The organism is Microcystis sp. M015S2, from assembly GCF_020245945.1.
Lineage (GTDB): Bacteria > Cyanobacteriota > Cyanobacteriia > Cyanobacteriales > Microcystaceae > Microcystis.
This window is the reverse complement of sequence record NZ_JADBTX010000096.1, coordinates 1-22,793: the sequence shown is the minus strand read 5'-3', so window position 1 is coordinate 22,793 and position 22,793 is coordinate 1. Positions and strand designations below refer to the sequence as shown.

Sequence of the window (22,793 nt, the reverse complement as noted above, 5' to 3'; positions counted from 1 at the left end):
GCTGATAACTAATAATTAATAACTCTCAAACATAAAAGGAGATGAAACTACTGTGAATTTAGCCGAGGGCGTTCAAATAGTATCTTTTGGCATTTTAGCAGCCCTAGTAATCGGGACAGCTTTAGGCGTGGTACTATTATCTAATATCGTTTATTCCGCCTTTTTATTGGGCGGTGTTTTTATCAGCATTTCGGGTTTATATCTCTTACTAAATGCTGATTTTGTAGCGGCGGCACAAATTCTAATTTATGTGGGTGCAATTAACGTTTTAATTCTCTTTGCCATTATGCTTGTTAACAAGCAAGAGGACTTTTCTGATATTCCTAAACGTTGGATTCGTCAGGCATCTACTGCTCTAGTTTGTGTGGGTTTATTTGTGCTGTTATCGACCATGGTTTTAATCACACCTTGGTCAATTTCTAGCACTTCTCCCGCAGTAGTGACTAATACTTTAGTAGAAATCGGTAAGCATTTCTTTAGTGATTTCTTGCTACCCTTTGAATTAGCTTCCGTGCTATTATTAATGGCCATGGTCGGAGCAATTATTTTAGCTCGTCGCGACCTTATCCCTACCCTAAAAGCTGAAGAACCTACGGCCACAGCCTTAACATTACCCGAACGACCTAGAGAATTAACCGCCCCTAAATAAGACCAAAAAAAGAGGTATCATGCAGATTCAGTTAGAGTATTATTTGTTATTAGCGGCGGCCTTATTTTGTATCGGAATTTACGGTTTAGTCACCAGTCGCAATGCTGTCCGGGTTTTAATGTCGATCGAATTGATGCTCAATTCTGTTAACATTAACTTAATGGGTTTTTCCAACTATCTTGACCCCGCTAATATCAGAGGCCAAATTTTTACTATTTTCGTGATTACCGTAGCGGCAGCCGAGGCAGCCGTGGGTTTAGCGATTATCCTGACTATCTATCGTAACCGCGACACGATCGATATGGAACAGTTTAACCTGCTCAAATGGTAAGCTTTTAAATATTTACCCCCCCTCTCTCCCTTTTCTGGGGAGAGTTTTTTTTGGTTAATTTTTCCCTGTTAACGGGGATAAATCTCGGTGACAACTCGATCGGGGGAGCTACTGGTAACAACAATGTTATTATCTTCTAAAGTGCCGATCGCTTTATCGCCAGTGAGATTAAATTTTGGTTCCTGTTGTTCATAGATAATATTCCCCTCGGCCTCGACAATTTTTTCCGACATTTTCCACGTTAAGATATGACTATACAATTGCGCCCCAGTTTTCTGATTAATTCCCTTAACCCCGTCCTTGAGATAAGCGATACGATTGCCTAATTCCACCACTACACGATTACCGGTAATAGTGATTTGATCTTGATATTGAAAAATTTCCGTGGGGCGATCGGAAGTTAGGGTACGATTTTGATAGTTCCAAATTGCCTGAGAACCAGAAATCTGTAAAGGTGGTTCTAAAGAGCGATATTCGAGGTTTTCTTGGAGGATAACCTGATTATTTTTTCTTTCCCAACGACCGCCGATAGCAGTCAGGCGATCGATAATAGTTTTATCAATATAGCGATCAAAAGCGACTTTTTGATCGGTACTAATGACCTGTTGCGGAATTTCCCAGTACAGGCGCTCGGTTTGCAGGACGACACGAGATTCCTTAGCGGTAGCCACCACTTGACCTTGTAATTCTAGTTTTTCTTGGCGCGTGTCGTAGCGTCCTTGGCGGGCCTTGGCTTCTAGTTGTAGATGACTACCTTTGATCCCTTTGGAGGAGATTAAAATACCTTCCTTGGGTAGCCAACGCAATTCAGGCGCGTTAATAATGGCTTTATTGCGGGGATCTACAGCCACAATATTATCTTTGAGGAGAATTTCCTGGCCTTCCTTGTAAACTTCACCGCGGTCAGCACTAACCTGTAAAACCACTTTCCCATCTTGATAGATATTACCCTTGATATTTTCCAGACGGGCAATTTTTTGGTCTTGGGTGTAGGTAGCTTTTTTGACTTGAATTTTCCAAAGGGGTTGTCCCGAGGGGTTAGCCTGTTCTAACGTGGCATTATTGAGAATTAATCGGCCAGTTTCCTCGATTTTAGGCGATTCTGTCGGCGAAATTGTCGGCGGATCAGGCGGTTGACAGGCTGTTAATCCCAGCAAACCGATTAGAAGGGCAGCCCCGCGCCCAATTGATAATTTTAATTGTAACCGCTGCCTCAATTTCGATCGCTCCGTGCTATTTTCTCTCCTCCCAGTTTAGGGTAAGGGGTCGCCCCTTGACCGGTTGAAAGTAGTTTAATCGCTAGTCTTGCTGGGAAAAACCCCCGGTTGTACGGTGAGAGTTTGTTGTTTACCCCTGCGGTTAATCTCGATTTCCAGATTACCACCGATCGCACTGGTTTCTACACCTTGCTGCACATCCGCAGCGGTTTTAACGGGGTTTCCTGCCACAGTTTCGATGATATCACCCGCTTGCATTCCGGCTTTTTGGGCGGGGGAATTTTCCACCACTCGCAGGACGATTACCCCTTCATTTTGGTCAATATTAAAGTTTAATTCTTTAGTTTCGTTCAATTGCTGCCGTAATTCTGGGTTTAGCGTCACCATGTGGATACCGATGTAGGGATGTTCCGCTTTACCCTTGCTAGATAGCTGTCCCGCCACTTTTTGGGCGGTTTCGATGGGAATAGCAAACCCTAAACCCTGGGCATCGGCCCGAATTGCCGTATTAATGCCGATAACTTCCCCCTTGGCGTTCAGCAACGGGCCGCCGGAATTGCCGGGGTTAATAGCGGCATCGGTTTGGATAAAACGAACCCGTTTATCGGGAACCCCCACTTCGCTGCTAGTCCGGCCCAAGGCGCTAATAATGCCCACCGTAACAGTATTATCTAAGCCTAGGGGATTGCCAATTGCGATCGCCCACTCTCCTGGTATTAAAGTTTCGGCCTTGCCAAAAGTCACCGTCGGTAAATTTTTCGCCTCGATTTTCACCAGGGCCACATCGGTCATATTGTCAACCCCCAGGACTTTACCCTGATGAGTTTGACCGTTTTTCAAAGTCACTTTTACTTGGGTTGTCCCTTCCACCACATGGGCATTAGTTAAAAGTAGTCCATCTGTACTAATGATAAACCCAGAACCGGTTCCCCGTTCCAAATGCTCCCTGGGAATCGGCACTTCATTACCAAAAAAGCGCCGAAAAAAGGGCTGTTTAAATTCTTCGGGAATTTGGTCGGCCACTTCCCGGGCCGAGTCAATCCGCACCACCGCCGGCCCGACTTTCTGCACGGCCTGGGCGATAAAATTAACATTACCGTCGGTTTGGGGAATAACAGGGAGAGAGAGGGAAGCGGGGAGAATTGCCGGCGGTTTATTTACCTCTAGGGGCGCTTTTCTGCTTAAATACTGATTTCCTAGCACACCCACAGTACCACCTAGGGCGATTAATCCCAGTGAAATCCCCAATCTTGTCAATAAACCCATAAGCTCTAGCCCTAAAATGTCGTGTGCGGTAGAATCAGCGCCAAACTTACCTACAATTATAGGCTGTCTTTTTTGTCGGTAGGGAAGAATCAATGGGAACTTACCCCGTTTACCGGTCTTCTTTTAGCGGTAAAATCACGAAACAGCTATGAGAATCTCAGTTCATGCAATTGTTTGATCGCATCCGTTTAGGGATAGCCGTAGCGGTGGCTAAAACCGTTACTGCTGTGGTTAAAGGACTCCGTTTAGGGGCTGCCAGCGTCTTGCCAGGGGAAATTGCCCGTCGTCTCCATCCCCGTTTGTTGCCCCTACTCTGTGGGCAAGTCCGACGGGGGGTAATCTTGGTGGTTGGCACGAATGGAAAAACTACCACTTCCCTACTCCTAAGAACTATTCTAGAGCGTCAGGGGGCAAAAGTCACCCATAATACCACCGGGGCGAATTTAATTAATGGTTTAATCACTGCTTTATTAGCCGATGCCAATTTATTCGGCACTTTAAAGGCTGATTATGCCATTTTAGAAGTGGATGAAAATATTCTCCCTTTGGTTTTAAAAGATTGTCGTCCTCGCGCTATTTTAGCTCTCAATTTGTTTCGCGATCAACTTGATCGCTATGGGGAAGTGGATACAATTAGTCGCCGTTGGCAAGGGGCCATATCTCCCCTACCCACCAATACTTTAGTGATTCTCAATGCTGATGATCCGACCCTTTCCCATTTGGGTCAACAACTGCCCCAAAGAGTTGTATATTTTGGCTTAAGTGAACCAGAATTATATCTAGAAGAAATTCCCCACGCTGTCGATTCTATTTACTGTCCTCAATGTGGTGCTTCTTTGGATTATCGCGGGGTTTATCTCTCCCATTTAGGGGATTTTAGTTGTCCTAGTTGTGGCTTTAAAAAGAGTAATCCTGCTTTTCATAGTCACGATTGGCCGCAGATTTTAATCGGTGTTTATAATAAATATAATACTTTGGCGGCGGGTTTAGTAGCCCAAGAATTGGGGATTAAAGATCGAGAAATTTTTGAGACAGTTCAGGGTTTTAAAGCGGCTTTTGGTCGAGCGGAAGAATTAGAAATTGAGGGTAAAAAAGTTAGAATTTTACTGTCTAAAAATCCTGTGGGTATGAATGAAACAATTCGCGCAGTGGCTGATATTTTACAGAAAGAAAAGTCTTCTACTACTCTCTTAGTTCTCAATGATCGCATCCCCGACGGGACGGATGTTTCTTGGATTTGGGATGTGGATACGGAAAAATTAACCCGTTTGGGAACAACTTTAGTAGTAACGGGCGATCGACTTTATGACATGGCTTTACGCTTACAATATAGTCAGGATAGTCTCGCTTATCCGGTTAATTTAATTGTTGAATCCGATCTAAAAAAGGCGATTCAAATTGCGCTTAATAACACCAAAAATGAGGAAACTTTACATATTTTACCCACCTATTCTGCTATGTTAGAAGTACGAGAGATTCTCACGGGTCGAAAGATTTTGTAGAAATTAGAAAAGAGTGAAGATTAGTGTTAGGTGTTGGGGTGTTAGGGTGTTAGTTGAATTCCCCCATTTCCCCATTCCCCCATTTCCCCATTTCCCCATTCCCTAATCCCCTAAAAAATTATGCAAGAACTAGAACTAAAAATCGGCTGGTTATATCCGACCTTAATGAGTACCTACGGCGATCGAGGTAATGTTATTACTATTCAAAGAAGATGTCAATGGCGTGATATTGCTGTGACAATTATTCCCCTAGATGCTCAAACAGAAGCCGAGACATTTTATCAAGTAGATATAATTGTTGGGGGTGGGGCGCAGGATCGGCAACAGGAGATCGTTATGCGGGATTTACAGGGGAAAAAAGCGGCGGCGATGAAAGAACAATTATCGGCAGGAATACCGGGGGTTTTTACCTGTGGTTCCCCACAATTATTAGGGCATTATTACGAACCAGCTTTCGGTCAAAGAATCGAAGGATTAGGATTATTAGACCTAGTAAGTAAACATCCCGGCCCCAATGCAAAACGCTGTATCGGTAACGTGGTTTTTGAAATTACGGCCTCTCCCTTAGCGGAGGAAATAAAAGCTATGACTGGGGAAAAACCGCTAGTAATTGGCTTTGAAAATCACGGGGGTCGTACCTATTTACAAACCGTTTCTCCCTTGGGAAAGGTGATTACTGGCTACGGAAATAACGGAGAGGACGGTTATGAAGGAGCATTTTACCACAATGCGATCGCTACCTATGCCCACGGTCCCCTACTACCCAAAAATCCCTTTTTAGCCGATTGGTTAATCCAAAAAGCTTTAGAACAAAAGTATCAAAAACCGATTTTTTTAACAAAACTTGATGATTCTCTGGCTCTGAAAGCAAGATTTGCCATGTTTGAACGACTAGAACTAACCGGCGTGACCAATAAAGCCTAAACTGGTCATATACACTTATGGCAGGAGATAGTCAAACTAGCCATTAAGAATTTTAATTCTGGCAGCTTATGAAATTATGACTGGAAAAATTATCGATCGTCAAACGGCGGGGTTTCTCGTCCTCATCATTCCCCTAGCGGTGCTAATCATCCTTGTTTTTACCGCTTGGCCATTGATCCTACTTGTCTTCCTCTTAACTCTGGCAGTCAAGGTGTGGCAAGACTATCGCTGGTCAAAATTATCGACGGTGATTAACCCCTATTTCAATCAACTTTTACAGGACAATCAAGGTTGTCTCACCCCGATTGACCTATCGGCAAAAGCCAATCTCACGGCCAAATTAGCCAGACAATTTTTAGACAAAAAAGCTGAGGAATTTGGGGCGCAAAAAAAAGCTGTAGGCGATAAGGGTATGGCCTATTACTTTATCACCGCCAGTACCCTGGGTAGTATTTTTGATGAGAGTGACCTCTCTTTAGAAGAAATAGAGGAAAAACAAGTTCCTGCGATTACTGCTTCGAGATCTCCCCTGACCAATTTAGAGCAATCGCAGGAGGCTAAATCCCCCCTGATTGTCGCCGAGAAAAGCGAAAATTCTGTCCCGGAGGTTGCTGTTATTTCCTCCTCCCAACCCCTGACTAATTTAGGTAAATTATTTGAGGAAAAAGAGGAAGAAAATACCGCAGCAATCTCTGTTCAAGAAACGGTAATTCAAGAACCGGAGGAGATAATTAATCCTAGTTTGAACAGTTCTGCCAGTTCTTTGTTCCAGTCAGAAACAGAGGTTAGGGAAGAATCACTGACCTCTGTTTCTGAAACCATCTCATCAATGAGTTTGGCGGATTTGGCTAAACGTTTAGGAGTTACCCCAGCCGTTTTGGGTAGAAACAAGAAAAATAAATCGGAAGCAGAATTTGCCGATTGGAGTCGCATCAGAGATCCCGATGGTATTGCTTGGAAATTTGACGCAAAAAACTCCCTATTTATGGCCAACTGATAGGTGATTTGTTTGGTTTTCTAGACAGGCTCAATGCCTGTCTTTTTTAACTCTACGTCCTACCCTCAATCCCATAGTATGGTTGCTTCAGATTGTTTGAGGATGTTGGAAATCATCACCCACCACAAATCTTGCGGTTGTATCAGTAACAGGATAGGTTTTAACGTAAATGAGACAACCTGTTGTTGAGGAAGGACTGTAGGGGCAATTGGGGGGATATCTTAGCCAACTGCCTACTGGATAGCTACCTAATTCATCACTCCAGGTACCTTCAATGACAAAGATTTCTTTAATCTCAGTTTCGACAACATTCACCAACTGAGTGTTGGGCAGCCAACGCTCAATCCAGACTTTTTCTGAGAAATCTGCTTGCTCATAGAGGTGTTGAACCTTAATTTCAGGCACTATACCTGCTTGCCAGGAGCCATTAAAAATGTTGGTTCTCACTTGTTGGCGAGTTTTACCACCATGTTGCCGCAATTTAACAAAAGTCAGGCATCCTTCCTCGCTATAGGGGCGATGGATAAAGCCTTCGGGGTTAAGCATATAAGTACCCGGTGGATGCACCCCTGTTTCATCTGCAAAATTGCCTTCAAGCACCAAAATCTCTTCACCACCGGGATGTCCGTGCAGCGGAAAAAAACCACCCGGATAGAATCGAGTCAGCATTGTTACTGGATGATCCTGGATTTCATGGTCAGACTCGAAACAGCCAAACCAAATTCCAGTAAAGTTTGTCTGAAACCAAGTTAATGATGTGGGAAGCACAGATATGCGGCTTAGTAAGTTTACGTGAACTTTTTGGGGTTTCCACAGAGATTGAGCAGTCATCTTTCCTGAATTTTATTTTTTTGCGTCGAAAAATTATTTGGCATTATTCTTCTACCTAAGAATACTATGTAAGCAGTTATGCCTTCAAGTTTCCGAGTTCGTCTACTCTCATTAAGAACTTCGGAACAGGAAATACGCAGAACTCGATCGCGATAGCTTTTTAGTCCAGCTAACGGCTAAGTTATGCCGTGCTTCTCATCGACAAGAAGGTGATCGTCTTAATTCTTAAGCATGGCCGACAATCTCATGGAATGAACACTAGGTTCGTTTCATTCTCTCAAATCCTTATCTGGCAACGTTTTTAGTCGATTTCTCGGAATAAATATCTGAAAATTTTTCAAAACGTCGTGCTTTGTAGGTTGACATGAATCAACCTACTATGAGAGCAAAAACCTGTACTTCCCTGGAATGAACACAGTAACCGTTGGGGTTGTTGGGTTTCGCTCAAACAATCGAATTGAGCCATTTTCGACCCACTGTAGCATAAACTCATCTAAGAAAAAATAACTGGACTTCCCCGTTGACAAAAGGCCATAACCCGTGCTGTATCTGATGTGCCGTTACTGGGTACAAATTTAAGGAAACCCCCAATAAATCTAACGCCTTTTGTTGCCGAGGAGAATTACGGTTAGGAACTTTTTCTATATAGGATTTGCTGAATATCCGTAGAAGCTTTGCTAGAAAAGGGTTTTGCGCTTTTTTTCGCCAAAAAATTGCAAAAAACAAACGTTGAGAAATGGCAATGGGGACTCAAAACCCTTGCACTTTCGCTCTTCGATTGGGAAGGGTTCCACTTCCAGGCACGCGAGGTCATTCTGTTATTCTGACTTCCCCTCCCGACGACCGGCTACTGACGACCGACTCCTAACCCCACCAACAAACTTTTTGCCGCAAACCCTAATTAGAGACTAGCGAAGCTTAATCCACATCCCCAAATCACCGTAATTCACCGCCATCGTCGCAATAATAGCGGTGCTTTGCTATAGCTAACGCTACTGAGAGGAACTATTTCTTTTCAAGGCAATTGCTAATTGTCTCAGTCGTTCACTAACTTCTAAATTAAATTCTCGAGATTGCAAATTAGCGGGTAATTCTGCTACAAGCTGAGGATTCTCTTTATACCATTCGTTTTGAGCGACACCTGCCCATGTTCCTTCTTTTTCTCGAAAAATATCCACTAATCCTCTTAATTCTTGAATACAGTAGGACTCAAATCCTGCAGCTTCAAAAATACCATGGCGTAGATATTCTTCAAAAGCGTTAATATCATTAGTTACTTCAAAGGTAACAACCTCTCTGGGTGGGGTTAATTGGTCAGCCAAATCGATCCAATTAACCCCAACTGTATCTACTGTCATTCCGATAACGTTTTTGGCAATTTCTGTTACACCTAACACCTGTTGACGAAGACTAGGATTAAAGAGTAAATCAGAACCATATTTAACGTATTTTTTTAAGACTCTAAAAGCAGGTTCATCTCCTTGATAATAGTTATCAATCAGTTCCACATCAGCCCCTAAGGATTTGACAATTTGGCTGCGGGTATCACTGTTAACAGGACCGCGAATTAATGCTTCAGCAACGGGACGAGCAAATCTTAAAAATAACACTGATAAGCTATTTTCTAAGCGAGTTAAAAACTCCTGTTCTGAATAACCAATAAGTCGTTCTTTTACTTGAGAACTTCCCCATAATAAAGAGGACATATAATCGACTAATTTTAAGGCTTCATCTTTTAATTCTGCCGCTAATTGTCGAGCAAGGGCAGCCAAAAATGTTCTAACATCCCCATACAAGTCATCCCGCCAAGCATAATTAGCTCTTACTTTGTCGAAGTCTGGAAAAGAATTTGCGTCAAAAATAATTTCTTTTTTTCTTAAAGTTTCCTGTCTTAATTTTGCCATTTCACTGGCTAAAAGTTGCCCGTAGCGTTCTTTAAACTTTTCGATACTACTAGAAGATTCGTTATTAACTTTTTCTAAGGGTTTGTTAATGGCAGATGTTTCATAAAAGTTTTGTAAATCAGCTTTTATCTGTTCCCATTTTCTATGCCACCATTCTGAAAAATCAATTCTTCTTCTCTCTTCTTCAAAGCGTTGTGCTTCTTCAGGATTTTCGGGAAATCTTTGACTGACAAGATGATGAATATCCTCTGAGGTGCTGAGAATTTTATCTATGGAAGCTTCACAGCGTTTCTTGAGAATTGCCACTCGCTCAGTATTAATATAATTAAAGATTTTTTGTTTAATTTCAGGGATTCCTGTAGCTTGAGTTTTTAACATTTCATCATCTATAATTTCAGTTAAAGTTTTTAATTTATCTTGAATATTGCTGGCTTTTCCGATTTCTAATTGAGTATGTTCTTCCGCCAGATTATTTAAGATTAAATAAGCTCCTGCTGAACCAGAAACAATGCGATTAACCGGTAAATTAGCGCGTTTTGACCAATCCTGAGAGGCTTCTGTAATATGAGTTTTCAGGGCTTCTGGACTACCAAGAGAGTCAATATGACTTAAAAAGACAAATAATTTATCAGCAATGGTGACATTCTTATCACCTTGTTCTGTAAATTTAATAATTTCTAATTCGGCTTCTCGAATACTGCGAAAACGCTGAATCACGATGACTGCATCACAGTCGGATAACATTTGTTGGGCTTCATCAACGTGCTTGGCTAACCCAGAATCTGAACCAGGGACATCATAAAAGACGATTCCTTCTGCTTGAGCGAGTTTATTGGTATAAAGTCGTGCTTCTAAGACCGCATGGGCGTATTTTTCATCAGCAACGTATTTTTTTAGTTGTTCTCGGATGTCTTCTAGTCGAGTAAAAGGAATAACTAAATTACCTTCTCGTCTGACTTGTTGTAGGGTGATTTCGTTTTCTCTAATGGTGTTTAAGTCTTCTTTTGCGCCAACGGTTTCTAATTCTTTGAGGAGATGAATAAATTGTTCTTCGCTGCGGGTTTGCACTTCTAATCTTTGTTCAGATTCGCTTTTAACGGAATAAATTTGAGTGGTGGTAAAGGTACATCTTCCTCCTTTGGCAGGAAGTAAATCACATTCTAACCATGCGTTAATAAAGGTACTTTTTCCTGCCTTTTCTAAGCCAACCACAGCAATGCGAAATTCTCTTTTTCTCAGTCTTTCGAGTTGACGGTTAGCAGGTATTGCCTCTTGCATGAGGATTTCTGTTAATTGAGAAGGAACTTCAGCTTGGGGAAGTTTAGCTAAGTCAACGGCAAAATGTTGGATATTTAAGACATCACTGAGACGGGTTTCATAGTAGGATGAGGCAGATTTCCAATCCATTCAGTTAACTCCTTAAATACGGTTGAATTTTCTGAGAACAGACGCATCTTTCAAGCGACCTAGATCGATAATTTCACCCTCTGTATTCTTAGGTATATCCCTTTTAATAACATATTTAGTTTCTGCACCAATGATATCTTGTCCATTGGGTATGTCAATCCTAATATAAAATTTAAGTTGACTGTCTGGTGAAATTTCTTGAACAATTGTCTCTATAATTTTTTCATCAGCTTCCTCTTTTCTAATACATAAAAATTCTGGAGCAGATTCAATTAGTTGAATGATTTTCTCTCTATTTATCCGCATTCCTACAATTAAGTCATAAACTGCTGATGCAGGAACAGCTAGACAAATCGCTGTAGGAATAGGTTGGCTAGGAGGTACAGGAGGACGTGTGTTTTGTTCGTGGGACTTCCTTAACAATTTTTGAGTAGAATATATTCCGATTAAGATAACAGCAGCGAGTACAATTAATTCCATTTTGTCCTCATTATCATCTAGGGATTTGCGAAATGGTCTGGAGACATTTTTAAAAATTTCTCCCCCCGTTTTAAGGATAGGGGATTCTTTAACAGGTTTTTGTTTATTGATAGAAATTGTATATATAATATCATCAGATAAATCTAAATCATCATCTAAAGAAGCATTTTTTTTAACACCATATTCTTGACAAAGTTCCTGGGCTTGGCTTGTATCTAAAATCAAATAAATGACAGAACTTAAAGTACCTACTTCCTGTCTTTTAATGTGAGGAAAAACTTGTTCAAAAATTTGCTTATATCTGGTTTCAAAGTATTCAACTACCACTGGAATCAGCCTCCTTTTCAAAATTACCTAGTCGAGAAAATTCTTCCTCTAATCTTTTCGCTCTTTGTTGCATAGGTTGCCACACATTTTGCTGTTTTTCATAATCAAAAGTAATCTCCTGTCTAGCCTTTTCTAGTCTATCCCGATACTGATCAAAAATATCATTTTGAGTTTTATCTACACTTTTTTTTAAATCGTCAATTTGTGCTAATAGCCATTCTATTACTTGCTTTAACATCTCAGGTTCAACTTCTTTTAACTGTTTTTTCCAGTCGGCTAAAATTTCTCCTATACTTGGAATTTTTGCATTATCGCTAAAGCGTTTTTCCTTTTTGGGAATTATCCATAACCAATGTTTCCAAGTTCTATATTCTTCAATATATTTTTCTTTTTTAATTTCAAAGTCCGAGTCAAACTTAACAAAATCAAATTTTAGATTATCTGTAACTTTGTTTAACTCTGATTCTGGAAATCTAATCACAATATCAGGAGCGCGTTCATTAGAACCTTTTTCTAAATAAGCAAGATGACAGATGAATAATTCATTTACCGCTTCATACATTCGCTGAATCTCTTGGGTAGAAATTTTATCCAACACTTGCGCTATAATCAGACTAAGATGAATAGACAGTTCGTTAAGTGCATCATTTGTTTGCTTAAGCTTCTCTTTTTCTTCCTGAGTTTTTGCCACCACATTTTGTCCATTTTTGGCGAAATAATGACTATAGCCCAGTTGGATTAATCTTCTCAGATTACCCTCTAGCAAGTTAACATTGACAATATTAGCTTTTTTAAAATTAGGATGATCTAGGGTAACTCTGCCATTTTCTAAAGATTCTGCTACTGCTTCTAAAATCTGGTCAACTCCTCTCCCCAGAGCATTTCTCCAATCATAGAGAGGGACTAATTTTTCTTCAATTTCATTATAAGGTTCAGTAAATTGAAGATCGGTAATAGCTTCTGTTAATATAGAAAGGGGATCATCTTCTGTTTGTTGGTTTATATACTCCTTACAGGTTTGATTAATTTTTTCAAAAGGCTTTCGTAAATTAGCATCACTCACTTGCAGAAATTGATCTAAGGAAGATTTAATCCATGAGATTTTTTCTATTTCCTGTTGATAATTTTCTTCCGAACTATTTAGAATTGCCGTGGTAGTTTGTACTGCCCATTGTGCAATACTATTTCCTGCCGCTACATTAAATTTTTCTATAGCTTGGGGAATAACTAATTTAGGAAAATGTTCTGCTATATGCTTGCTTAGTTTCTTTTCAAATTCTTCTGCATAGGATTGTTTGAATAACTCTTTGGCAATTTGTTCTTGTTGAGAGATAGTCCATTGTTTAGGATCAAGACTTAAGTTTCCTCGCTTCATGATTTCCTTAATTAAAACTTGAAAGTTATCTCTGGCTTGCTCATAGGGTTTTAATACTTTCTCAAGTCTGGTTTGATCATGCTCTGACCAATTTTCCTCTCTTGTAGGTAATTCCTCTAACAGATCCTGAAGCAATTTCTTATTATCCTGAATTTGTAAAGCTAATAAGGCTGGCCATGTACTCAGTTTTACAATTCTCAAATTTTCAATATCTTTTGTATATTCTCTTAAATTCTCGATCAGTTTTTCCTTAATGTTTTCAGTCGTTTCTTCAACAAACTCACTTTCACTTTCTTGCCAATCATCATCTGATCTGAATATATCAATTCGATTTAAAATAAATAGCATTCTTGCAGGAGAGCCGCCTAAATCTTTAACTTGATCAACAACTTCTGATAACAGTTTATCAACTTTATAAGCATCTGTTTCTGCGCTGTTATATGTTACTAAACATAAAGCTTCACGACATTGTTTGATAATCCCAAGATTTCCCTCATCTCCTACATAAGATAACCCGGGTAAATCTAATAATTTAACTCTAAACCCTTTAGGCAATTCTAAGAAACTTTCATCTTTAACCAGTCTAAAAGGATAATAAATAATAGAGCGAGGGTAAGCTAAATCAGGTTGTTTTTTTCTGGCTTTAATATAAGCCTTCATTAACTGTTTTAAGCGACTATAAATATCTTCATCGCTAATCTTTTCCCATTTCCCGCATTCCCACAACGCCCCTGGCGTTTCTTCAATAATTAAAGTCTTTTCTTCGCTATACTCAATGGTAACTGTTCCTGCACTCATTTCTCGCTGTGCCATCGGTACAATATTAGCACCACAGAGGAAATTCACTAGGGTACTCTTCCCACTGCTCGTCGTGCCAGTCGTCGCTAAAATCAGGCTAGGATGGCGCAATTCATTGATTAACACTTCTAAAGCTTTCTCTAGGTTACTAGAAAGTTCGTGGATTTCACCATGATAGGATTCAGGCAAATGCTGAATAATCTCCGTTTTGAAGTCACCCCAATAACCCGCTAGAAGGTTAGCTTTATTTTCCACTGCTTGGAAAACTTCGTAAGATTTTTGACCCATAATACTCTATCGCTGACAGAATAAGCTGATTCAAGAATAAGCCACAACTTCATTATAACGATAATTTTTTTTCTTGCCTTTAATTCTCGTGTTCTAAACTGGCAAAAAATCAAAATCTATAATTTCCGCAAAGGTATAAGGACAAACTTGCGGAAACGTATCAACAGATAAACCAGTTTTTTTGATCACCGATCGCTTGGCTTTATCATAAATTATATCTAACCTAGAAGCCCCATAATTGTAGAGGGTTTTTGACTGGAATAAAATTTCTAGTTCTAGACGAAAATTATCGATTTTATCGGCCCATCCCCAGCCACAATTGCCTTTTTCAGTCAGCCAATACTGATACATCAATAAATGTTTAACGGTTTGAATTAGATAGCTTTCCACTTGGTTTCTTTGTTCTCTCCCCAAATCTTCTATCTCCGTTAAAAGATGTTCCCAATCTAAATTTTTCATCTCCCCGCGTCGAATTTGTTCGGTGGTTCGCTCAATCCACAAAACAAAGTCCTGATCATAAAGTTGTTTTAATTCTTCCACCTGCATAGATTTTTGGGATTGAGCCGTGTTTTTATGATCAATCATCAACAAAACCCCCCACCAATGGGCGGGGGGTTTTTTAGTCACCTAATTCAAGGTTTAGCCGAACTTGCCAGCAGTGGAGGCGATCAAGAAGGCGGCGTAGGTGAAGATATAGCCAACGGTGAAGTGAGCTAAACCAACCAAACGAGCCTGAACGATCGAGAGAGCCACGGGTTTGTCTTTCCAACGAACGAGGTTCGCCAGAGGAGTACGTTCGTGGGCCCAAACGATAGTTTCGATCAACTCTTGCCAGTAACCACGCCAAGAGATCAGGAACATGAAACCGGTTGCCCAAACGAGGTGTCCAAAGAGGAACATCCAGGCCCAGACAGAAAGGTTATTAACACCGTAGGGGTTGTAACCGTTGATTAACTGAGCCGAGTTAGCCCAGAGGTAATCGCGGAACCAGCCCATCAGGTAGGTGGAGTTTTCGTTAAACTGAGCCACGTTACCCGACCAGACACCGAGGTGTTTCCAGTGCCAGTAGAAGGTTAACCAACCCAGGGTGTTCAACATCCAGAACATGGCTAGATAGAAGGAATCCCAAGCAGAGATGTCGCAAGTACCGCCACGGCCGGGACCGTCGCAAGGGAAGGAATACCCGAAGTCTTTTTTATCGGGCATTAATTTGGAACCACGAGCGTCTAAAGCACCTTTAACCAGGATTAGAACGGTGGTGTGTAAACCAAGAGCGATCGCATGGTGAACGAGGAAGTCGCCAGGACCGATGGTTAAGAATAGGGAGTTAGTGCCGCTATTGATCGCGTCTAGCCAACCGGGTAACCAAACATCACCGTAGTTAGGATAGGCGGTGTAAGCGATACTATCGGGGTTAGACAACAGTACGTTCATGCCGTACAGGGTTTTACCCGAAGCTGCTTGCACGAATTGAGCGAACACAGGTTCGATCAGGATTTGTTTTTCGGGAGTACCGAAAGCGACGACGACATCGTTATGAACGTAGAGGCCGAGGGTGTGGAAACCTAAGAAAAGGGAAACCCAGCTTAGGTGAGAGATGATCGCTTCTTTATGCTCCAGCATCCGCGCCAGCACGTTATCTTTGTTCGCTTCGGGATCATAGTCACGCACGAAGAAGATAGCACCGTGAGCGAAAGCACCCACCGCTAGGAAACCAGCGATGTATTGGTGGTGGGTATAAAGAGCCGCTTGGGTAGTGTAGTCCTTAGCGATAAAGGCATAAGGGGGTAGCGCGTACATATGCTGCGCCACCAGAGAGGTGATCACGCCTAAAGAAGCGAGAGCCAAACCGAGTTGGAAGTGGAGAGAGTTGTTAACCGTGTCATAAAGATTTTTGTGACCGGCTCCTAACTTACCACTGGGGGGTCTGTGTGCATTGAGGATGTCCTTAATGCTGTGACCGATGCCCCAGTTGGTGCGGTACATATGACCAGCCACAATGAAGATCACAGCGATCGCCAAGTGGTGGTGAGCCATATCGGTTAACCAGAGGGACTCGGTTTGGGGATGGAAACCACCTAAGAAGGTGAGAATCGCAGTTCCCGCGCCTTGGGCAGTACCGAAAATGTGGTTAGCAGTGTCGGGGTTTTCCGCATACACACCCCAGTCACCGGTGAAGAAGGGTAGTAAACCCGCCGGGTGGGGGGGAGTGGAGAGGAAGTTGTCCCAACCAACGTGCTGACCGCGGGATTCGGGGATAGCAACGTGAACGAGGTGTCCGGTCCAAGCTAAGGAGCTAACACCGAACAGAGCGGCGAGGTGGTGGTTCAGGCGAGATTCAGCGTTTTTGAACCAAGCGAGGCTAGGACGGAACTTAGGTTGTAAGTGTAACCAGCCAGCAAAGAGGAAAATCGCCGAGAGAATCAGCAGGAACACCGCACCTTGGTATAGGTCTTGGTTGGAGGTCATACCGATGGTGTAGAACCAGTGGTAAACCCCGGAATAGGCGATGTTAACCGGATTAGAAGCACCAGCTTGGGTGAAGGCATCTACCGCGCCTTTACCGAACTGGGGATCCCAAATCGCATGGGCGATGGGACGGATGTTTAAGGGATCTTTGATCCACTGCTCGAAGTTACCTTGCCAAGCGACGTGGAATATAGTGCCGGAAGTCCACAGGAAAATGATTGCAATGTGGCCGAAGTGCGACGCGAAAATCTTTTGGTAGAGATTCTCTTCCGTCATGCCATCATGACTTTCAAAGTCGTGGGCTGTGGCGATCCCGTACCAAATCCGACGGGTGGTCGGATCTTGGGCTAGATCTTGGCTAAATTTAGGGAATTTAGTTGCCATAGCTGTTTAGGAAATTCTCCTCTCTAAATAACTGAGGCTCTTACACGAGTGCTGGTTATTTCCTTTTTTAAATTCACCCACTGTAATAGGAAACGCTTACAGAGGTATCGGTCAATCGACGCTGGTTCAGCCTAGTCTTGCCAATCCCCGGGGGACTGGCAAGCCCTTATAGGCAAGTTTAGCCAATCGAGAGACTTCTGGCCAAGAAGAATGCCCAAGTGGTGACAATACCGCCTAAGAGGTAGTGAGCCACACCAACGGCACGACCTTGAATGATGCTCAGGGCGCGAGGTTGGATAGCGGGGGCAACTCTTAACTTGTTGTGCGCCCAGACGATCGACTCGATTAATTCTTGCCAGTAGCCGCGACCACTGAACAGGAACATCAAGCTAAACGCGAAGACGAAGTGACCGGCTAGGAACATGATTCCATAGGCAGACAGGGCAGAGCCATAGGAATTAATGACTTGCGCTGCTTGCGCCCAGAGGAAATCGCGTAACCAACCGTTGATGGTGATGGCACTTTGGGCGAAGTTACCGAGGGTAACGTGGGTGACAGTGCCATCAGGGGCGACGGTTCCCCAGACATCGGACTGCATTTTCCAGCTAAAGTGGAAGATTACGACCGAGATGGAGTTGTACATCCAGAACAGGCCGAGGAAGACGTGATCCCAACCCGAAACTTGGCAGGTACCGCCGCGACCGGGACCATCGCAGGGGAAACGGAAACCGAGATTCGCTTTATCGGGAATCAGACGAGAACCGCGAGCGTAGAGAACCCCTTTGAGGAGAATCAACACGGTGACATGGATGGTGAAGGCGTGGATGTGATGCACGAGGAAATCGGCAGTACCGAGAGTGATCGGCATCATGGCCACTTTGCCACCCACTGCTACTACGTCGCCACCGAAAGCATAACTAGCGGTAGTGAGAGCGTTAGGAGCGGTGTTGCCGGGGGCTAGGGTGTGGAGACTTTGTACCCATTGGGCAAAGATGGGTTGTAGTTGAATTCCCGTATCCGAGAACATATCTTGGGGACGACCAAAAGCCCGCATGGTGTCGTTGTGAATGTATAAACCGAAGCTATGGAAGCCGAGGAAAATACATACCCAGTTCAGGTGGGAGATAATTGCGTCGCGATGACGGATCATCCGATCGAGCAGGTTATCCACGTTTTTGGCCGGATCGTAGTCGCGTACCATGAAGATCGCTCCGTGCGCTCCCGCACCGACGATTAAGAAGCCACCGATCCAAGTGTGGTGAGTAAACAAGGATAGTTGGGTGGCGTAGTCAGTCGCCTGATAGGGATAGGGCGGCATGGCGTACATATGGTGGGCCACGATGATGGTTAGCGAACCTAAGAGAGCAAGGTTAATCGCTAACTGGGCGTGCCAAGAGGTGGTCAGGATTTCGTACAGTCCTTTGTGACCTTGACCGGTGAAGGGACCTTTGTGGTTTTCGAGGATTTCCTTCATGCTGTGACCGATACCCCAGTTGGTACGGTACATATGACCAGCAATGATGAATAATACAGCGATCGCCAAGTGATGGTGAGCGGTATCGGAAAGCCAGAGACCACCGGTGACGGGGTTCAAGCCACCTTTGAAGGTGAGGAAATCCGAGTAAGCACCCCAGTTAAGGGTAAAGAAGGGGGTCAAACCCTGGGCGAAACTGGGATATAACTCCGCCATCTTGCTCGGTTCGAGGATGAACTCGTGGGGCAAGGGGATGTCTTGGGGAGCGACTCCAGCATCGAGGAGTTTGTTCACCGGTAAAGAAACGTGAATCTGATGACCAGCCCAACCTAGGGAACCTAAGCCGAGTAAACCCGCCAAGTGGTGGTTCATCATCGATTCCACGTTTTGGAACCATTCCAGTTTCGGTGCGCTTTTGTGGTAATGGAACCAACCGGCAAACAGCATCAGACCCGCCATAACTAAACCACCGATAGCGGTGCAGTATAGCTGATAGCTGTTGGTGAACCCGGAGGCGCGCCAGAGGTAGAACAGACCAGAGGTGATCTGAATACCGTGGAAACCACCGCCCACATCGCCGTTGAGGATGCCTTGACCGACGATCGGCCAGACCACTTGGGCGCTGGGTTTGATGGCGAGCGGGTTGGTTAACCAAGCTTCATAGTTAGAAAATTTCGCGCCGTGGAAGTACATTCCACTCAGCCAAACGAAGACAACGGCGAGATGTCCGAAGTGGGCGCTGAAGATTTTCCGAGAAATATCTTCGAGATCGCTGGTTTGACTATCAAAATCGTGGACGTTGGCGTGTAGGTTCCAAATCCAGGTAGTGGTTTTGGGTCCTTTGGCTAAAGTGCGATCAAAATGCCCCGGTTGACCCCACTTCTCAAAGGAAGTAGGTACTGGGTCTTTATCTACAATCACTTTAGCTACCGCCTCTTTGGGGGGGAGTGCCATGAGGATTCTCCTCTCTCGACAATAGACTTAGCGTTTTATTTGAGGATAGATTTTTTAACCTAAAAAAGGCAAGTTGAAATCTGACCCACCTTTTGTTAATGTCGCTTGACTTTCCTCTTGGGTGAGATTCCAGTCGAAAGCATCAATAGTAGATGATAAGTCTTTGTTCTCTTGTCTGTTCGTTATGCTTAACAATAATTAAAATTCTCTCAATCCTTGATAGGAGAGACATTTTCTGCTATGGACGGTCTTAGTCAGCCTCAGACCGGTGATTTTTCTTTACAAAAGTTTATTAATTGTCGCTCCAGAAGCCAATTTCCCCCTTTTCTCCCCCACCAGACCATATAGAAAATTCAATAGATAGATTCTCAAAAAACAATCAAACAATTCTGTAAAATTGAGGCCATAACCTGATCTTCTCGCGCTTTTGCTGACACCAGAGCATTCAATGACTCTAGCAAAAATCAATGGTTTGTATAGATTTTGGCCTTGGCTCTAGGAGGAACGTGCTATCCCTACTACATAAATTAATCCCAGTCAAAACCCTTCATATATGTCTTGTGATCGGTTTACTGACCACCCTGTTAACTGCCTGTGGCGATCGCTTGACAGCCACCAATCTCCCCACTTCCGAAACCTCTAATCTTCCCGTCGTCCAGGGCCGCATTTCTGAGGTTGCCCCCCCGGTCCTAATTCAGGAACTGCGCCCCAGTTTAGAGCGTTACGCTCCCCAAGTAACGATTCTCAGTCCTCTGGCCGAACAAGTTTTCGATGACACTCAGGTGACAGTTAAACTACAAGTGTCAGATCTGCCAATTTTCCAAGACGATACCCTGAAATTAGGACCCCACTTGAGTCTAATTGTCGATAATGAACCAGCAGCAGCCATTTACGACCTCAAGCAACCGATTATCCTAGAAAATCTTGCCCCCGGTACTCATACCCTGCGCGTCTTGGCCCTGCGTCCTTGGCAGGAAAGTTTTAAAAATGATGGGGCATTTGCTGAAACAACCTTTCATATTCTGACAAAAACAGGCAAAAATGCCCCTGATCATAACTTACCCCTGTTAACCTACAGTAGTCCGCAAGGAATCTACGGTGCAGAACCGATCCTGCTCGATTTTTATCTGAGTAATGCTCCTCTACGTCTGTCCAATACTGCCAACGGGGATAATAATCTTCAAGATTGGCGCATTCGTGTCACTGTCAACGGTGAAAGTTTTCTGCTTGATACTTGGGAACCAATCTATCTCAAGGGTTTTGCCAAGGGCAATAACTGGGTACAACTAGAATTCATCGATGGTAAGGGAAATAAAGTCGAAAACGAGTTTAATACCAGCGTGCGCGTGATTAGCTTTGATCCCTCTTACCAAGACGGCCTCAGTCAATTAGTCCGTGGCGATTTATCCCCTACAATTGCCCGTAGCATTGTTGATCCCAACTATAAAACCATTCCCAGTCTAGAGGAAGAAACTCCCGTTATTGAGCCAGAAAGCCCAATAGTGGAAGAAACTCCTGTTATTGAGCCAGAAACCCCTATAGTGGAAGAGACCCCCGTTATTGAGCCAGAAAGCCCAATAGTGGAAGAAACTCCTGTTATTGAGCCAGAAAGCCCAATAGTGGAAGAAACTCCTGTTATTGAGCCAGAAAGCCCAATAGTGGAAGAAACTCCTGTTATTGAGCCAGAAAGCCCAATCGTAGAAGAAAAACCCGTTATTGAGCCAGAAAGCCCAATCGTGGAAGAAAAACCAGTAGAGACAGAAACAATCGAAAAGGTAGAGGAAACCCCTGAAGCGATCGAATCTCCCCTAACCACCATACCAGAGACAAAGGAGATTAACGAACCTGCCCCCGGTATTCAGCCTCCGCTAGAAGTGGAACCTATTCCCGAACCCCAGAACAATAGCGAGCAAAAAATCACCATTTTTGATCGCGTTCAACAAACCTTAAACCGCTTCCAGTTGGCCTCTTCCCCAGCAGAAAAAGATATCGAACTACCCACCCTCGATCCTCAATTATTCAGCAATGTCGAGCGGTCTTAGAGCCTAGCTTAATCCAGTTTTCAGGGGAAGTGGGGAGGTAGGGAGGTAGGGAGGTAGGGAGCGGGAGAATGGGGGAATTTCAACTAACACCCTAAAACCCCAACACTCTAAAACCCCAACCTCCAACCCCTCGATCGAGAAATTATTAAACAAATATTTCGCAATATGGACAAAATCAGGAACTAAGTTATAATCTAAAACGTCTATAGATGATTTACTAACTTTTTGCTTGAGGTAATTGTGTTTAACAAAATTTCCCTTGTCGCTGGTTTTGCCGGTTTAGTTGCCCTAACTACCGTTGGTGCTGTACCCGTACAAGCAGAACCGCAAAATAACGAAATCCTGATCAGTCAACTGCGCGGCCATGAGACCTACAGAGGTGAGCCGCAACTCAACCCCGGTGACTATATACTCGGTCGCGTCCGGGGAACCGTGGGTGGCATTATGTCCATCCAATTGATTAGACTTGTAACAGTGGATGGCAAAGAAATTTTCAACGGCGACTTTGCTGACGGAACCACCGCTCGTATTACTGGGGATGGCACTGGTGGCGACGATGTACTATTGCAAGTGGTAGATGGCAAGTTAATTTATGTGGGTAAAGCTCATCCCTATTGGGTTTCCCGCTTGAAACTAAAATCAGAAATCGCCGTCAGTACCACTCGCTCGCAACTTTTAAGAGAAATCAACGAAAAACAACCCGCTTGGGGACTTCCCGCTTTACCCCCGGAAACCAGAACTTTTACTGAAGTTGCTCCCCAACCCGCTCCCGATCCTAGTGTATCTCCTATCCGCGGACTTTGGTAGTGGGAAGACATCAGCAGAAAACCTCTTGTCTTTAGACTAAGAAGGGTGAAAACTTTCCTGACAATCTAACCAATTTGGACTAAATAAATCCCTCTTTTTCAGATAAAAGGGGGATTATTATTGCTCTCTTAGGTTTGGTGGGTAAAATGTATTCTAAGATACAGTCCTGCTGGCGAGGGAGTGGAAGGAACCACTCCAGACACAGAGGACACAAAGATTGATCGCTTCTATAGCAAAGAGCGGGATAGTTAGGACATAATAGAGAAAAAGAAATGAGGAGAAGCTTTCATGGCAGCACCCTATAGTGATGATTTAAGACAGAAAGCAGTGAGTGCCGTAGAGCGAGGGGAGAAAAAAAGCCATGTCT

At 43.3% G+C, this 22,793-nt stretch carries 16 protein-coding genes; 7 read left to right on the top strand and 9 right to left on the bottom strand.

Going from position 1 to position 22,793, the window contains the following annotated elements:
• Positions 1-52: 52 nt before the first annotated feature.
• Both IM473_RS16885 and nuoK read left to right on the top strand, forming a co-directional pair.
• Positions 53-649, top strand: coding sequence for an NADH-quinone oxidoreductase subunit J (locus IM473_RS16885; protein WP_002734810.1), 597 nt, complete (start codon positions 53-55; stop codon positions 647-649).
• A gap of 25 nt (positions 650-674) precedes the next feature.
• On the top strand, positions 675-980 hold the full coding sequence (gene nuoK, locus IM473_RS16880; protein ID WP_197533180.1) for an NADH-quinone oxidoreductase subunit NuoK: 306 nt from the start codon (positions 675-677) through the stop codon (positions 978-980).
• Positions 981-1,048: 68 nt separating this feature from the next.
• Here nuoK and lptC read toward each other — a convergent pair whose 3' ends face one another.
• Positions 1,049-2,197: an LPS export ABC transporter periplasmic protein LptC gene (lptC, locus tag IM473_RS16875; RefSeq protein WP_287657438.1), complete on the bottom strand. Its 1,149-nt coding sequence runs from the start codon at positions 2,195-2,197 to the stop codon at positions 1,049-1,051.
• Positions 2,198-2,272: 75 nt separating this feature from the next.
• Positions 2,273-3,463, bottom strand: a complete 1,191-nt coding sequence (locus IM473_RS16870; RefSeq protein ID WP_287657436.1) for an HhoA/HhoB/HtrA family serine endopeptidase — start codon at positions 3,461-3,463, stop codon at positions 2,273-2,275.
• Positions 3,464-3,627: 164 nt separating this feature from the next.
• On the opposite strand from IM473_RS16870, the gene IM473_RS16865 reads away from it, so the two are divergent.
• The 3 genes from IM473_RS16865 to IM473_RS16855 all read left to right on the top strand — a co-directional run bounded on the left by IM473_RS16865 (position 3,628) and on the right by IM473_RS16855 (position 6,886).
• On the top strand, positions 3,628-4,965 hold the full coding sequence (locus tag IM473_RS16865) for a Mur ligase family protein (protein WP_287657435.1): 1,338 nt from the start codon (positions 3,628-3,630) through the stop codon (positions 4,963-4,965).
• A gap of 120 nt (positions 4,966-5,085) precedes the next feature.
• Positions 5,086-5,889 (top strand): type 1 glutamine amidotransferase, encoded by an 804-nt coding sequence (locus tag IM473_RS16860; protein WP_008203505.1) that lies wholly within the window; start codon positions 5,086-5,088, stop codon positions 5,887-5,889.
• A gap of 76 nt (positions 5,890-5,965) precedes the next feature.
• Positions 5,966-6,886, top strand: coding sequence for a hypothetical protein (locus IM473_RS16855; RefSeq protein WP_287657433.1), 921 nt, complete (start codon positions 5,966-5,968; stop codon positions 6,884-6,886).
• Between the two features lie 87 nt (positions 6,887-6,973).
• On the opposite strand, the gene IM473_RS16850 is transcribed toward IM473_RS16855, so the two are convergent.
• The 7 genes from IM473_RS16850 to psaA all read right to left on the bottom strand — a co-directional run bounded on the left by IM473_RS16850 (position 6,974) and on the right by psaA (position 19,577).
• Positions 6,974-7,717, bottom strand: a complete 744-nt coding sequence (locus tag IM473_RS16850; RefSeq protein WP_287657432.1) for a cupin domain-containing protein — start codon at positions 7,715-7,717, stop codon at positions 6,974-6,976.
• A gap of 992 nt (positions 7,718-8,709) precedes the next feature.
• A complete protein-coding gene (locus IM473_RS16845; RefSeq protein ID WP_287657431.1) occupies positions 8,710-11,028 on the bottom strand; it encodes a dynamin family protein in 2,319 nt (772 codons plus the stop codon).
• Positions 11,029-11,040: 12 nt separating this feature from the next.
• A complete protein-coding gene (locus IM473_RS16840; protein WP_287657430.1) occupies positions 11,041-11,835 on the bottom strand; it encodes a hypothetical protein in 795 nt (264 codons plus the stop codon).
• A complete protein-coding gene (locus IM473_RS16835) occupies positions 11,825-14,296 on the bottom strand; it encodes a dynamin family protein (protein ID WP_287657429.1) in 2,472 nt (823 codons plus the stop codon). The genes IM473_RS16840 and IM473_RS16835 overlap by 11 nt, the downstream gene beginning before the upstream one ends.
• Before the next feature lie 93 nt (positions 14,297-14,389).
• Positions 14,390-14,881, bottom strand: coding sequence for a DUF29 domain-containing protein (locus IM473_RS16830; RefSeq protein WP_287657427.1), 492 nt, complete (start codon positions 14,879-14,881; stop codon positions 14,390-14,392).
• A 54-nt stretch (positions 14,882-14,935) separates the two neighbouring features.
• Complete coding sequence (gene psaB, locus IM473_RS16825) at positions 14,936-17,149, bottom strand: photosystem I core protein PsaB (RefSeq protein WP_002770787.1); 2,214 nt, start codon at positions 17,147-17,149, stop codon at positions 14,936-14,938.
• 178 nt (positions 17,150-17,327) lie between these two features.
• Positions 17,328-19,577: a photosystem I core protein PsaA gene (gene psaA / locus IM473_RS16820; protein ID WP_407069681.1), complete on the bottom strand. Its 2,250-nt coding sequence runs from the start codon at positions 19,575-19,577 to the stop codon at positions 17,328-17,330.
• Positions 19,578-20,044: 467 nt separating this feature from the next.
• Between psaA and IM473_RS16815 the strand changes: the two genes are divergently transcribed.
• Together IM473_RS16815 and IM473_RS16810 are read left to right on the top strand one after the other, a co-directional pair.
• Positions 20,045-21,619, top strand: a complete 1,575-nt coding sequence (locus tag IM473_RS16815; protein WP_287657425.1) for a hypothetical protein — start codon at positions 20,045-20,047, stop codon at positions 21,617-21,619.
• A 240-nt stretch (positions 21,620-21,859) separates the two neighbouring features.
• On the top strand, positions 21,860-22,426 hold the full coding sequence (locus tag IM473_RS16810; RefSeq protein WP_287657424.1) for a hypothetical protein: 567 nt from the start codon (positions 21,860-21,862) through the stop codon (positions 22,424-22,426).
• Positions 22,427-22,793: the final 367 nt, after the last annotated feature.

Coding starts and splice junctions, on each gene's coding strand:
- IM473_RS16870 (WP_287657436.1), bottom strand. CDS start 3,463: ATGGGTTTATTGACAAGATTGGGGATTTCACTGGGATTAATCGCCCTA.
- IM473_RS16865 (WP_287657435.1), top strand. CDS start 3,628: ATGCAATTGTTTGATCGCATCCGTTTAGGGATAGCCGTAGCGGTGGCT.
- IM473_RS16860 (WP_008203505.1), top strand. CDS start 5,086: ATGCAAGAACTAGAACTAAAAATCGGCTGGTTATATCCGACCTTAATG.
- IM473_RS16855 (WP_287657433.1), top strand. CDS start 5,966: ATGACTGGAAAAATTATCGATCGTCAAACGGCGGGGTTTCTCGTCCTC.
- IM473_RS16850 (WP_287657432.1), bottom strand. CDS start 7,717: ATGACTGCTCAATCTCTGTGGAAACCCCAAAAAGTTCACGTAAACTTA.
- IM473_RS16845 (WP_287657431.1), bottom strand. CDS start 11,028: ATGGATTGGAAATCTGCCTCATCCTACTATGAAACCCGTCTCAGTGAT.
- IM473_RS16835 (WP_287657429.1), bottom strand. CDS start 14,296: ATGGGTCAAAAATCTTACGAAGTTTTCCAAGCAGTGGAAAATAAAGCT.
- IM473_RS16830 (WP_287657427.1), bottom strand. CDS start 14,881: ATGATTGATCATAAAAACACGGCTCAATCCCAAAAATCTATGCAGGTG.
- psaB (WP_002770787.1), bottom strand. CDS start 17,149: ATGGCAACTAAATTCCCTAAATTTAGCCAAGATCTAGCCCAAGATCCG.
- psaA (WP_407069681.1), bottom strand. CDS start 19,577: ATGGCACTCCCCCCCAAAGAGGCGGTAGCTAAAGTGATTGTAGATAAA.
- IM473_RS16815 (WP_287657425.1), top strand. CDS start 20,045: ATGGTTTGTATAGATTTTGGCCTTGGCTCTAGGAGGAACGTGCTATCC.